General features: G+C 67.9%; 11 protein-coding genes and 2 pseudogenes. 5 read left to right on the forward strand and 8 right to left on the reverse strand.

What is annotated here, in order from left to right:
• Positions 1-131: 131 nt before the first annotated feature.
• On the forward strand, positions 132-2,483 hold the full coding sequence (locus AB0I81_RS18575) for a right-handed parallel beta-helix repeat-containing protein (RefSeq protein ID WP_360657957.1): 2,352 nt from the start codon (positions 132-134) through the stop codon (positions 2,481-2,483).
• Between the two features lie 113 nt (positions 2,484-2,596).
• On the opposite strand, the pseudogene AB0I81_RS18580 reads toward AB0I81_RS18575, so the two are convergent.
• Positions 2,597-2,848, reverse strand: a pseudogene (locus AB0I81_RS18580) (SRPBCC family protein); the annotation flags it as partial.
• 84 nt (positions 2,849-2,932) lie between these two features.
• Here AB0I81_RS18580 and AB0I81_RS18585 point away from each other — a divergent pair.
• The 3 genes from AB0I81_RS18585 (at position 2,933) to AB0I81_RS18595 (ending at position 6,484) form a co-directional block, all read left to right on the forward strand.
• Positions 2,933-4,069 (forward strand): cytochrome P450, encoded by a 1,137-nt coding sequence (locus tag AB0I81_RS18585; protein WP_360657960.1) that lies wholly within the window; start codon positions 2,933-2,935, stop codon positions 4,067-4,069.
• A gap of 287 nt (positions 4,070-4,356) precedes the next feature.
• Positions 4,357-5,586: a cytochrome ubiquinol oxidase subunit I gene (locus AB0I81_RS18590; RefSeq protein WP_360657963.1), complete on the forward strand. Its 1,230-nt coding sequence runs from the start codon at positions 4,357-4,359 to the stop codon at positions 5,584-5,586.
• Between the two features lie 7 nt (positions 5,587-5,593).
• The gene (locus AB0I81_RS18595; RefSeq protein ID WP_360657966.1) at positions 5,594-6,484 is read left to right on the forward strand and encodes a cytochrome d ubiquinol oxidase subunit II; all 891 of its coding nucleotides are present in this window, start codon (positions 5,594-5,596) and stop codon (positions 6,482-6,484) included.
• Here AB0I81_RS18595 and AB0I81_RS18600 read toward each other — a convergent pair.
• The 5 genes from AB0I81_RS18600 to AB0I81_RS18620 are packed head-to-tail and all read right to left on the reverse strand — an operon-like array spanning position 6,444 to position 9,151.
• On the reverse strand, positions 6,444-6,773 hold the full coding sequence (locus AB0I81_RS18600; RefSeq protein WP_360657969.1) for an antibiotic biosynthesis monooxygenase family protein: 330 nt from the start codon (positions 6,771-6,773) through the stop codon (positions 6,444-6,446). The two genes, AB0I81_RS18595 and AB0I81_RS18600, sit on opposite strands and share 41 nt — an antisense overlap.
• 8 nt (positions 6,774-6,781) lie before the next feature.
• Positions 6,782-7,093, reverse strand: a complete 312-nt coding sequence (locus AB0I81_RS18605; RefSeq protein WP_360657972.1) for an antibiotic biosynthesis monooxygenase family protein — start codon at positions 7,091-7,093, stop codon at positions 6,782-6,784.
• Positions 7,090-7,548 (reverse strand): cupin domain-containing protein, encoded by a 459-nt coding sequence (locus tag AB0I81_RS18610; RefSeq protein ID WP_360657975.1) that lies wholly within the window; start codon positions 7,546-7,548, stop codon positions 7,090-7,092. The genes AB0I81_RS18605 and AB0I81_RS18610 overlap by 4 nt, the downstream gene beginning before the upstream one ends.
• A 14-nt stretch (positions 7,549-7,562) precedes the next feature.
• Positions 7,563-7,886 (reverse strand): TcmI family type II polyketide cyclase, encoded by a 324-nt coding sequence (locus AB0I81_RS18615; protein WP_360657977.1) that lies wholly within the window; start codon positions 7,884-7,886, stop codon positions 7,563-7,565.
• A complete protein-coding gene (locus tag AB0I81_RS18620) occupies positions 7,871-9,151 on the reverse strand; it encodes an NAD(P)/FAD-dependent oxidoreductase (RefSeq protein WP_360657980.1) in 1,281 nt (426 codons plus the stop codon). Before AB0I81_RS18620 ends, AB0I81_RS18615 begins: the two co-directional genes overlap by 16 nt.
• 399 nt (positions 9,152-9,550) lie before the next feature.
• On the opposite strand from AB0I81_RS18620, the pseudogene AB0I81_RS18625 reads away from it, so the two are divergent.
• Positions 9,551-9,760, forward strand: a pseudogene (locus tag AB0I81_RS18625) (NAD-dependent epimerase/dehydratase family protein); the annotation flags it as partial.
• Positions 9,761-10,343: 583 nt separating this feature from the next.
• On the opposite strand, the gene AB0I81_RS18630 reads toward AB0I81_RS18625, so the two are convergent.
• Together AB0I81_RS18630 and AB0I81_RS18635 are read right to left on the reverse strand one after the other, a co-directional pair.
• Positions 10,344-11,918: an FAD-dependent oxidoreductase gene (locus tag AB0I81_RS18630; protein ID WP_360657983.1), complete on the reverse strand. Its 1,575-nt coding sequence runs from the start codon at positions 11,916-11,918 to the stop codon at positions 10,344-10,346.
• A gap of 72 nt (positions 11,919-11,990) precedes the next feature.
• Positions 11,991-12,497: a hypothetical protein gene (locus AB0I81_RS18635; RefSeq protein WP_360657985.1), complete on the reverse strand. Its 507-nt coding sequence runs from the start codon at positions 12,495-12,497 to the stop codon at positions 11,991-11,993.
• Positions 12,498-12,566 lie beyond the last annotated feature (69 nt).

A 12,566-nucleotide genomic window follows, 5' to 3' on the forward strand; every position in this document is an offset into this window, starting at 1 on the left:
AGCCGCGTGGTCAAACCATTGAACTCTGACGTCACCAGCGTTACGGTGCACCAACAAGGCACTTTTTCAGCCTGTAATATTGTATCGATTGCATCGAAGCGAGGCTCCGCCAGAGCATGCCGAAAAGAGCGATGATCCCCCTGGTCGCCGCGCTGCTGGTAACCACCGTCAGCACGCCACCGGCCGCAGCAGCCGCTCCCACGAAGAACGTGGTGTACGTGGCGAAGAACGGCGACGACAACGCGGCCGGAACCATAAAGGCCCCGTTCGCCACGATTGAACGCGCCCGCGACGCCCTGGCGGGCAAGACGAGCCGGCGCAGTCCCGGCACCGTCTACATCCGCGAGGGCGTCTACCAGACCGCCAAGACGATCGAGGTGACCGGCGAGCGGCAGTCGTACGTCATCTACGCCGCCTACCCAGGCGAACAGGTGGAACTGGCCGGCGTCACCACGCTGTCGCCGGACAAGTTCCGCAAGCTGAGCGAGGTCCCGGCGGACGAGGCCAAGTGGTCGTCGAAGTCGCGCGTCAGCGCCGCCGCGGCCCCGAACGTCCACGTCTACGACTTGGGAGCCGAGGGCATTCCCACCGGAAGCCTGAACAAGAACGGCTTCAACTGGAAACCGCAGCCCTTCGCCCCCGCGCTGATCACCGACGACGCCACGCAGACGCTGGCCCAGTATCCCAACGCCGACGCCAAACTCGGCCGCGACCACCTCACCGTCAAGGAAGCCCCCAAGGGCGCCCGCGACTATTTCTCGGACAAGACCCCCGACGGCACGACCATGCCGTACGAGGAAATGTTGCGACTCCCCGGCCCGGTGTACTCCATCAAGGACCAGGAGATCGCCGCCCGTTACGCCACATGGGCGAAGGCCACCGGCACGACGGAGACCGACCACACCAAGCAGGAGACCGACGGCTGGCTGGCGGGCTATTTCGGCAACAACTACGCCAACGACCGCGTACGCATCGACTCGGTCGGCGAGAACGACGTCAGAACGAGTTACCCCACCATGTACGTCGCCACCGACAAATGGACGTCGTTCGTGGCCCAGAACGTACTGAGCGAACTGGACGCCGAGGGCGAGTATTACATCGACCGCCACCAGGACCACAACACGCTCTACTACTACCCGCCGGGCGGCACGGTGGAGGGCAAGGAGATCAGCCTCACCTCCTTCGACGCCCCGTTCTTCCAGTTGGAGAACGTCAGGAACGTCACCCTCAAGGGCCTGAAGCTGAACGGCACCACGGGCACCGGCGTACGCCTGCTGGACGCCGAGTCCTCCGCCATCGACGGCCTGGAGATCCTCAACGTCAGCATGGACGCGGTGGCGATCGGCGAGGCGAACGACGCCATCACGGCCATCGCCGAATACCGCACCAGCCGGGGCGGCCACCGCAACCGCGTCATCAACAGCAGGCTGCACGACCTGGGCGGCGGCGGCGTCTTCACGGCCGGCGGCGACCGCGACTCGCTGGAACGCGGCGACCACGTGGTCGAGCACAACGAGATCTACGACTTCTCGAAGCTGGCCACTTACACGCCGGCGGGCTACATGTACGGCGTCGGCAACACCTTCCGTTACAACCACGTCCATGACGCCCCGCACATGGCCATCCAGATCATGGGCAACGACATGGAGATCAGCCACAACAGGTTCGAGCGGCTCGTCACGCACGCCTCGGACCAGGGCGTCATCTACGCGGGCCGGGATTACACGTACCTGAACAACGTGGTGTCCCACAACCTGTTCAGGGACATCGGCGCGGACGGCAACCAGGCCATCTACATGGACGACGGCATGTCGGGAATGGTCGTGCGGCACAATTTCTTCGACAACGTCCAGCACGGCCTGTTCTACCAGTCGGGTCACAGCAACGTGGCCGCGGACAATGTGTTCAAGGACGTGAAGTACATCGGCCACGACAAGCTCTACCACGAGGGCGGCAGGAAACTGCCGGTGGCCAACGCGAAGGTCGTCGTCGAGCGCTTCAACGACATGCTGAAGGCCGGCGACGGCACCGGGTTCACCAACACCCAGAAGAACATCGACAAGTGGTACCGCGCCTACGGCAGGCAGTACCCGAACATCCGCGACTGGTACGTCCCCGTCGATTCCCAGGGCCAGGTCTGCACCGCGGTCGGCACCGAGGAATGCACCGACGAATACGTCTGGACCAACCCGAACTCCGTCTACGTGCCCGCCGGCAACGTGCTGACGCGTTCGGTGAGCATCGGCACCGGCGACTTCGCCTACACCGACGACGCGGACGGGTCGAGCGTCAAAACGTTCAACCCGGACTTCGACTCCTTCAACGTGAAGAAGCCCACCTCCGCCGATTTCGCCTTCGACCCCGCCACGGGCAAGTTCGACGAACGCACCACCGCACTGAACTCGGCCGAGGGATTCGGCCGCAAGTGGGTGCGCGAGTGGAACAGGAACTTCACGCTGGACGGGATCGGGCCCAGGAAGTGAAGTGACGCGATCCTGATCGTCGTGGTCCTCGGTGACGGTCGCCATCGAGGACCACGGTTGGACCGGCGATCAGCGTCCGTACATGACCATGAGCTGTACTTGAACCAGCCGAACTCCAGCCGCCGGGCCCGCACGGTCAGCGAGGCGCGGTCCATGGTGCGTTCCGACACCCAGCTCCATCGGTTGCCCTGGTCGTCCGGCCGCATGGTGAGGCGGAACCTGACCGAGTCACCGTCGCGGGACAGGATCTCGGTGGCGGCGTATTCGCTGAAGAGCGCCGGCCAGGACGCGACGTCGTTGGTCAGTTCCCAGACCAGGTCGAGCGGGGCATGGATGACGATCTCATTGTCAGTGTGTCCGGCCATGGCGCGCAGCCTGCCACGCTCTGGTCGAGCCGCAATCGAGGCACGTTCGACGGTGACCCGAGCGCTCCCGGCGACGCTGGCCCGGTGACGAAGAAGACACTCGCCTTCCCGTTCCCCGCACTCACGGCGGGCGAGCCGCCCCCGCAGTTCGCGCTGCTGCGAGAGAGCGGGCCGATGCGGGTCAGCCTGCCCACGGGAGACCTGGCGTGGCTGGTGACGAGCTATCGCGACAACCGTACGGTGCTCAGCGATCCGCGCTTCAGCCGGGCGCTCACCACCAGGCCCGGTGCGCCGCGGCTGCAGCCGGTGCCGCCCGACCCCGCCGCGCTGTTCAGCATGGACCCGCCCGAGCACACCCGGCTGCGCCGGTTGGTGGCCCCCGCCTTCAACGCCGCGCGCATGGCCGCGCTACGGCCGGCCATCGAACGCTTCGCCGGCGAACTGGTGGCGGACCTGCTGGCCGCCGGGCCACCGGCGGACCTGGTCGCCGGCCTGGCGTCGCGGCTGCCCATCGCCGTGGTCTGCGAGCTGCTCGGAGTGCCCCCGGCCGATCGGGACCGGGTGGCCGACTGGGTGCAGCGCCTGCTCAGCTTGACCCGGTACCCGGTGGAGCAGGTCGCGGCGGCCCGGCGGGAGCTGAAGGAGTACCTGGCCAAGCTGGTCACCGACAGACGGTCCCGGCCGGGACCGGACCTGTTGAGCGAGCTGGTGGCGCTCCGCGACGCGGGCGACCTGCTGAGTGAGGACGAACTCGTCATGATGGGCGCCACCGTCATCACGGGCGGGTTCCTCAGTACGTCAGGCGAGATCGCCCTGTCCCTGCTCTGCCTGCTTCGGCACCCCCGGGAGCTGGCCGGCCTCCGCGACCGCCCGGACCTGCTGCCGGCCGCGGTCGAGGAACTGCTCCGCTACAACGCCCTGACGACCGGGGGCGGGCTGCTGCGCATCGCGTCGCAGGACGTACGGCTCGGCGGCGTGGACATCGCGGCCGGGGAGGCGGTCCTTCCGGTGATCTCGGCGGCCAACCGCGACGGCGACGTCTTCGACGACGCGGACCGGCTCGACCTGGCACGGGCCACAGGGCCACAGGGCCACAGGGCCACAGGGCCACAGGGCCACAGGGCCACTGCGAGGATCGCCGGCAGATGGATGAAATGTCAGCCCGGCTGCTCCGCCACATGCCGCACCGCGTGCTCCGGACCAGAAGGCAAATCTCGGTGAAGTGCTCCCGCCACGATGAAGGCGATGGAGCCGACTAACGCGCAGATTCCGCCTAACTTGATCATTCCTGATCTCCCTTGATCTGGATCACGGACCCCCGACAGTAACGTCCTGCCATTCAGGTGCCACTAGACGATCCTGACAGTTGCAGTCAAGGTCAATAAGCTGCGCACCGCAACGCATTGCCCGGTAGAGTCGCGGCCAGCGGTTCGGGAGAGGTCATCAGACGGAAGAATGCTCCAACCGTTCTCTAGCTCGGTTTGAGCGGCAATGGACATGGTGAGCACGTGATCGACGCGCTGTCGCTGCTGCGGATCCAATTCGCGGCCACGGGGTCCATTCATTTCCTGTTTGTGACGTTGTCGCTCGGCCTGGTGGTGTTCGTCGCCTCCATGCAGACGGCTTATACGGTCACGGGCAAACAGGTGTACGCCCGGATGACCGCGTTCTGGGGCACGATCTACGTGATCAATTACGCGCTGGGCATCGTCACCGGACTGGTGATGGAGTTTCAGTTCGGCCTCAACTGGGCGGGCTTATCTGACAAGGTGGGCAACGTTTTCGGCGTCCCGCTGGTGCTGGAGACCCTGCTCGCCTTCGTCGTCGAGGCGACGTTCCTCGGCATGTGGATCTTCGGCTGGAACACGCTCCCCAAGAAGGCCCACCTGGCCCTCATCTGGCTGGTGGCGCTCGCCGCCTACACCTCCGCCTTCTGGATCCTGGTCGCGAACGCCTTCATGCAGCACCCCGTGGGCTACGAATTGCGTGACGGCCGCGCCGTGATGACGGATTTCGGCGCGCTGGTCGGCAACGCCGGCCTCCTCGACACCCACGTTCACGTGGGCTTCGTGGCGCTGATGGCGGGCGGAATGGTGGTGACCGGGGTGAGCGCGTGGCACCTGATCAAGCGCAACGAGGTGGAGTTCTTCACCCGCTCCCTGCGATGGGCGCTGCCGGTGGTCTTCGTCAGCGTGCTGTTCGTGATTCATTTCGGCTTCAGGCAGGCCGCCGGCCTTCGTGACACGCAACCGGCGAAATTGGCCGCCCTGCTGGCGGAACCGGCCCCGGCCGTCGTGGCGGCCCCGCCCAGCTGGATCATCACCCCGTACCAGCTCATGCAGGCATGTGCGTTCATCATTCAGATCAGCACCTTTCTCTGTGTGCTCATGCTTTTCCGTAATGCGGTCGTGCGGTTACGGGCGCCGCTGTACCTGCTGGCCGCTCTGGCGCCCCTGCCGCTCGTCGCCGTCATTCTCGGCTGGCTGGTGCGCGAGGCCGGACGCCAGCCATGGGCGGTATACGGCCTGCTCACCATCCAGGACGCGGCGTCGGATATGTCAACGGCGCAGGCCCTTGTGTCAACGGTCGTCATCGTCCTGCTGATGGGCACAATCGCCGCGGTGAATTACTGGCTGATCCTCAGATTCGCCCGCCGGGGGCCGAACGACGGCCTATTCGGGCTGACTTTGGAGCGCGCCGGCCAAGAAGAAGACGCCAACCGTACGCTCGCCTTGTGAGAGTCGCGTGGAAGCTGAAATCCTGCTGTGGATACTGCTCGGTGTTTATTTCGTGACCGACGGCTGGACGATCGGCGCCGGACTGGTGTACCGCGGTGTCACCCGTGCCGCCACCGAACGCAGGGCCGTACTCACCTCGATCGGCCCGTTCTTCCTGGGCGGCGAGGTGTGGCTGGTGACCGTCGTCGTGACTCTGCCGTTCGCCTATCCCCTCATCGAGCATGAGGCGCCGTACCCCCTCATCGGGGTCGCCCTGCTCTTCTGGGTGACACGCGACGTGTCGATCTGGTTCAGAAGCCGCCTGTCCGCCACCCGCTGGCGCGCGGCCTGGGACTGGTCGTTCGGCGTGACCAGCGTGCTGTTCGCCCTGTCGTGGGGGCTCATCGTCGGCCTGGCCGTCGGCGGGCGGTCCGGAGCCTTCTCGCTGAGCGTGATTCTGTGGACCCTGGCGCTGCCCGTCCTGTGGGCCGCGCACGGTGGCCTGCTGCTCGTGCTCCGTCTGCCCCTCGAACTCGTGCCGCGTGCCGCCGCCGTGGCCTCCCGCCTGCTGCCCTGGGCGGCCACGCTGTTCGCGCTGGCGTCCGCCGCCGCCGTGATCCCGCGGTCCGGAGCGCTTTACCAGCAGATCTTCGCGGTACTGGGCACGCTCGCCCTCCTGGCCGCGTGGCGGACGGCACGGGCCGAACGGCACGGCCCGGCCCTGGGCCTGAGCTCGGCCGCCCTCGTCTGCTGCGCGGGCATGGTGGTCATCAGCGTCGCGCAGGCGGCGCCCGGCGGCGCGGCGAACCCCGGGGCGGGGCTCCTGCTCCTGATCCTGCCGGTGCTGGCGGTCGCGCAGGCGTGGATGTGGTGGGCCTTCAGGCGCCGCGTGGACGACCGGACACCGGTCTTCTTCTGAATGAGGTGAGGACGGCGAAGGTCTCGTAAGGGCGGTCCCTGCCGACGTCCAGATAGGGCCGGATCGGCGCGGTGTGACGGTGGCCGGGGCTGTTGATCCAGTCCTGGAGCTGCCGGTGGCTCTCCCATTCGCTGGTGACGACGACGGTTCCCGGGTCGTCGAAAGAGTGCAGGAACTCGTTGCTCACCAGGCCGGGCGCGTCCGCGATCTGCTCGCTGATCTGGCGGTAGGTCTCGGCGAGCGGCTGCAACTGCGCGGAAGGCACCCGATACCACAGGATCACGCGCACGCGGCCGGTCATCGCGGGCCGCTCAGCGTGTGGACGACGCGCATGGTCTTCATCGACCCTCCCGTTCGGTACGGCCGCAACAGGGCGAGGTTGCGCTGGTGGGCCTCGCTGGTCTCGAACTCGCGGAAGGCGGGCTCGTCGCGCCAGTCGCTGATCACGACGTAGGTGTCCGGTTCCTCCAGGCTGCGCAGCAGGCACTGACCTGTGTTGGCGGCGTGCCGGGCGATGCCTTGCGCGATCTCCAGCCAGGTCTCCTCGAAGGCGGGCGCCCTTCCCGGCCGGATCCGGATCTCCAGGAGCACACGGAAGGAGCAGCTCATGATCGGGGTACGGCCGGCGTACCGCTGACCGGCTCGGCCTCCGGTTCGGTGTCGACGTGCCCCAGCTCGGGCCTGGGCGCCAGCGGGCTGAGGGAGAAGACGACCTCGGCCGGGACGCCGCCGGCGTTCTCCGCCCGGTGGCGCAGGCCGATGGGGACCACGAGGCCGTGCCCGGCCCTCAGGGGGACGAAGTGGAACTCCCAGTCGTCCGGGCCCCCGGGTCCCGGCAGCGCGAAACGCATCCGCATCTCGCCCGAGACGACGTAGACGAACTCCTCCGAATAGGGGTGGTAGTGCTCGCGCACGTGCTCGCCGGGGCCCAGGAACAGCAGGCCCATGAAGCCCGTCGTCGACGACACCGTCTTGGGGCTCAGCAACGTGCGGATGTCCCCGCCGCGACGGCTGTTGGACGGGACCTGGTCGACCGACACGCTTTTCGGCAAACCCTTGGGCATGGCATTCCTCCGGATCAGCGCTGTGCGTCCCAGACGTAGAACGGCTCGGCCATGGAGTCCTTCGGCTCTTTCCAGCCGGGGTCGTAGGGCCGGATGAACTGGGCGAGCTTGCGGTTGATGTCCTGGTAGAGCGCGCTGGGCCGGGCCTTGTAGAGGTTCTCGGTGATGCCCTGCCGGGAGACGACCAGGTGGAAGTAGAGGTCGTGGAAGGAGAACACGACCCTGCGGTCCACGCCCACGCGATGGGGCAACTCGGTCGCGTCGGACTCGTGCCAGATCTCGGCGACCGCGTCCTTGTCGCGGGGGCTCATCCGGGCGACGATCAACGTCTGGTGCATGGGCTATCCCTTCTGTTCCTGATTCGCTCCAGCGGCAATGGGAAGATCGGGCGGGCTCCGGAGAGGCCGGAGATCAGGGTGACGAAATCCTGCCGGGCCGAGACCCTCCGCTCCGGGTCGATGATCCCTTGGGCGCGCCGGTAGTAATAGTCGAGGTCGCGGGTGCCGTCGTAGAAATGCAGGACGAAGGAGAGGATGGCGTCCAGGAAATTCCGGTAACCCTCTTCGTAGACCTGGAGCGCGGGCCCTTCCAGCTCCGGCTCCTTGACGACCAGATCGATCACGGTCGCGAGTTGCCGTGCCGCCAGGGTGGCCAGCGCCACGCCGGTGGAGAAGAGGGGGTCGATGAACGCCGCGGCGTCGCCGACCAGCGCCCAGCCGGGCCCGTGGAACCGGGTGCAGTTGTAGGACCAGTCGCGGGCCGACCTGAAGGCGCCGACCCGGCGCGCGCGGGCCGTCATCTTGACCAGCTCGGTGCCGGCCGCCAGCCTGTCCATGAACAGCTCGGAGAGGTCACCGTCGAACTGCGCGGCGTGGTCCGACGGAGTCACATAGCCGATGCTCATCGTCCCGTCGTAGAGCGGGATGGCCCAGAACCAGCCGCCGGGCACGTTCTCGATGAGGATGTTGCCCGCCTCGTCGCCTTTGAGGCGTTCGCAGCCCTGGTAATAGGTCCACACCGCCACGTTCTTCAGGCCCTCGTGCCAGGTGACGCCGGCGTGCCGCCTGCCGAGGACCCGCGCCTGGCCGGAGGCGTCCACGACCAGTTTGGCGCGAGCCTGTCGCGGAGTGTCCTCGCCGCGCAGGGCGTACTGGACCCCGACCACGCGCTCCCCCTCGACCAGCACCTCCTTCACCGTCGCCTCCTCCAGCACGCTCGCCCCCAGTTCGCGGGCGCGGGTGAGGAGCAGGGCGTCGAAATCGGCGCGGCGCACCTGGTACGAGGAGGGATACGGGCCGCCCTCGACGAACGCGAAAGACCAGCGCTGCTGCTGGCTTCCCCACACGAGGCTGCCGCCGTACTTCCGGACGAATCCCAGAGCTTCGAGGCGTTCGCGCACTCCCAGCTCTTCCACCACCGCTATCACGCCGGTGATCAGGGACTCTCCGATGTGATAGCGCGGGAACTTCTCCCGTTCGAGGAGGAGGACATCGTGCCCCGACTTGGCCAGCAGCCCGGCAGTGGACGCACCGGCGGGCCCGCCGCCGATGACCACGACATCATGGGTGTCGATGAGGTCATCTGTACTCGTCGTCGCTGTCATTTCGGAGCCCTCTGCTCGTCCCTGCGGTCGAGTCGATTCTTCTCACGCGACTCGAAAGCGATTCGAGACCGGAACGAGGCAGTGGTCGGCGGGATCCCTCAAACAACAATCCCCAGCACACCGTGGCGAGCTGGGGACTTCGTGCGCTACGCCGCCAGGGACCCCGGACCCCGCTGATCAAGAGTCAGTGGCACTCGCGTCGGACACGGTGTTCCCGGAAGGTCCCCTTGGTGATGACGAGCCTTGCCGCGGACACCGTTGAGCACGCGACCGCGACCTCATCACTCGCCTCGCCCGTCGGCCTGGCTGAGTTTCAGCCCACTTCGAGATACTTCTACACATCGGCGGCGGCGAGCCCTGTGAACGCCTGCGGAAGACAGCGGTGAAGGGACCCATGACATGCGTGTACTGATCCTGGGCGGAACCGGATTCACCGGGCGGCGCATCACGCACCGGCTGGCCCAGCGCGGCGACGAGGTCATGGTGGTGCACCGGGGCGGCACCCAGGCCGAGCTGCCACCCGGCGTGCGTGTCCTGCTGACGGACCGGCATGCGCTGGCCCGTCACGCGGCTCAGGTGAAGGACTTCGCGCCCGAGGCCGTCGTGGATGCCTACGCGCTGACCGCGGCCGACGTGGACGCGGTCCTGCCCGTGCTGCCCGAGGTGCCCGCGGTGGTGCTGTCCAGCATGGACGTCTACCAGGCATTCACCGGGCTCAACACCGGCCGCGAACTGTCCCCCATGCCGCTGGACGAGGACTCCGAGCCGCGCCGCGACCGCTACCCCTACCGGAAGGCGAACCTGCCCGGCGTCCCGGCCGACTACGACAAGCTCGACGTGGAGGAACGCTGGCTGCCGCGCGGCGCGGTGGTGCTGCGCCTGCCCATGATCTACGGACCGCACGACGGCCAACGCCGCGAGGACGTCATCCTGCGCCCGGGCCACCGCGCTGCTCGGCTGGACATCCGGCGATCCGGCGGCCAGGGTCGCCGAATCCGTCCGCTGGCACCTGGCCAACCCCTCGCCCAAGCCGTGGAGCGAAGCGGAGGCCGCCGCCGACGACGCGGCCCTGGCTCATGCCGGCAGCGGCACCCCGCCAAGCTGATCCGCGGTGACGACAAGCACCCGGCAGAAACGAGGTTGGCCGGGGCGCGCCACCATATGGCCGACGCCCTCGACATCCCACCCGGCTTCAGGGATTGCTTTCGGCTGCGGCGGGTTCGAGGGCGCCGAACCACCGCCGCAAGGCGTCCCGGAGTGTGCCGATCTCCGTCGGATCGGGCCGGGGCGATGCGGAGGCCCAGGCCACGTAGCCGTCCGGGCGAAGCAGCAGGGCGGTGGGCGCATGGGACTGGGGGTGTGCGGTGATGATGTCGACCTGGTCGTGCCGCAGGGCGGGTGTCCGCGCCAGTGATGCTTCTTCGGTCAGGTCTAGCAGCAGGGGGCGGGCGGTCCGGGTCAGCTCGGCGAGCCGGACCGGCCCTGCCGGGGTGTGCAGTTCCAGGTCTGGGACGAACCGGCCGGTCAGCGGGTGTGTCCCGCCTGTGCCCATGTCGTAGCGGATGTCGGCGCCCGCGGTGAGTTCGGCCAGGCGCTGTACGGTGCTCGGGTCGCGGAGCAGTTCGGTGAACACCTCGCGTAGTCCGGTGACATCGCCGCCGGGGGCGATCAGGGCCGCCTGCGCCTGCGCGTTCAGCACCATGCGCCGGGCGGCCGATCGCCGCTCGGTCTCATAGCTGTCCAGCAGCCCGGACGGGGCGTTTCCGCGGATCTGGGCGGCGAGTTTCCAGCCGAGATTGACCGCGTCCTGCAGGCCGAGGTTGAGCCCCGGACCGCCTCCCGTCGCGGCGTACACGTGCGCGGCGTCGCCGATCAGGAACACCCGGCCGTCGGCGAACCGTTCGGCGATCCGGGTGTTGCCGCCGGTCAGGCGGCGCAGCACGTGCGGTCCCGCACCGTCGGGCGGCCCGAGCGGGATCTCGACGCCGAGCACGCGGCGGATGCTCTGCCGCAACTCTTCCAGGCTCATGGGGGCGCCGGTCTCGGGCCGGTCCCACTCGGTGGTGCTGACCAGCGGCGGGTGGCCGGGCATCGGCGCGTAGGAGAACCCGCCGTGTTCGGTACGGTGCGGCAGGAACGGCAGAACGGCGCCGTGGCCGGGCACGTTCAGAGCACCGGTCGCGGGATCGATCCAGTCCGCCGGCACCGTCGCGTGCGCCGAACAGACGGTCATCCGGTCGTAGGTGATGCCGGGGAATTCGATGCCGGAGAGCTTGCGCGTGGTGCTGTGTGCTCCGTCCGCGCCGACGAGGTACCGGGCGCGCAACTGGTAGGCATCGCCCGGGCTCGCGACGTCGATGGTGACCGCGTCGTCGTCCTGCGACAGGCCCACCATCTCGTGTCCCCGCCGGATTTCCACGCCCAGTTCGAGGGCGCGTTCCTGCAGGACCTGCACAATGCGTCGTTGTGGCACCGGCAGGGCATGGACGGGGCTGTCCTGCAGCAGGCTCAGGTCCAGGCCCATCGCGCCGAACATGAAATATCCGGAGTTCGGCTGCGGCGGTAGTGGGCTGCCGCTGAGAGGTTCGTGCAGGCCCCGCTGGTCGAGCATTTTGACGACCTGGCCCAGCAGCCCGTTGGCCTTGGGTTCCTGGCTCGGCTCCGGGAGCCGTTCCAGCACGATCGGCCGGACCCCTGCCAGGCTCAGCTCGCAGGCCAGCATCAGCCCGTTCGGGCCGCCGCCGGCGATGACGACATCGGTGATCACATTTTCTCCTTGGTTCGTACGGAAACGGGGACGAAAGGTGGTGCGCTCCGGGGTGCCGTCCTGGGGACGTGCTCAGCCGCGGTAGTAGTCGGCGAGGGTGGTGAAGGCGGCCTTGGGATCCCAGGGCATGCCGGGGTAGGTGGCTCCGAGCCGATCCTCGTAGACCTTGACGATGCCGTAACTGGCCAGGTCCAGGTCGTCACGGGGATCGCCGTCGGGCCGGTGCACGTGGTCGTGCAGCGCGAAGGTGAACACGAACGTGCTGTCCACGCCGCCGTCGTCGAACGCCTCCAGCAGTTCCCGCACGTACGCGGCCTGACCAGGCTCGTCCCGGACGTACTCGCCGGTCAGCCGAACAGGGCCGTCCTTGCCGTACTCGACGATCTCCAAACCGAGAGCGCCCTGATAGCCGGCCGCGCCGAACTCGGTGATCGCGACCGGCTTCCCCTGCGCCGGCATCTCCTCGGCGGTCAGTTCGAGAGGGTAGGGCGAGAACCACACCTCCAGCCCCACATCGGCGGCGTACGCCGCCGCGAGCTCGACCCTCTCCGGGTCGTAACTGATGCCTTTGGCCCTCACCGTTCCGGTCCTTCCTGGCGCTGGCGGAGTGGCGACGCGACGCCAGGTTAAACACAAAAATGCGTGCAC

It is taken from the genome of Nonomuraea sp. NPDC050404 (genome assembly GCF_040655495.1).
GTDB lineage: Bacteria > Actinomycetota > Actinomycetes > Streptosporangiales > Streptosporangiaceae > Nonomuraea.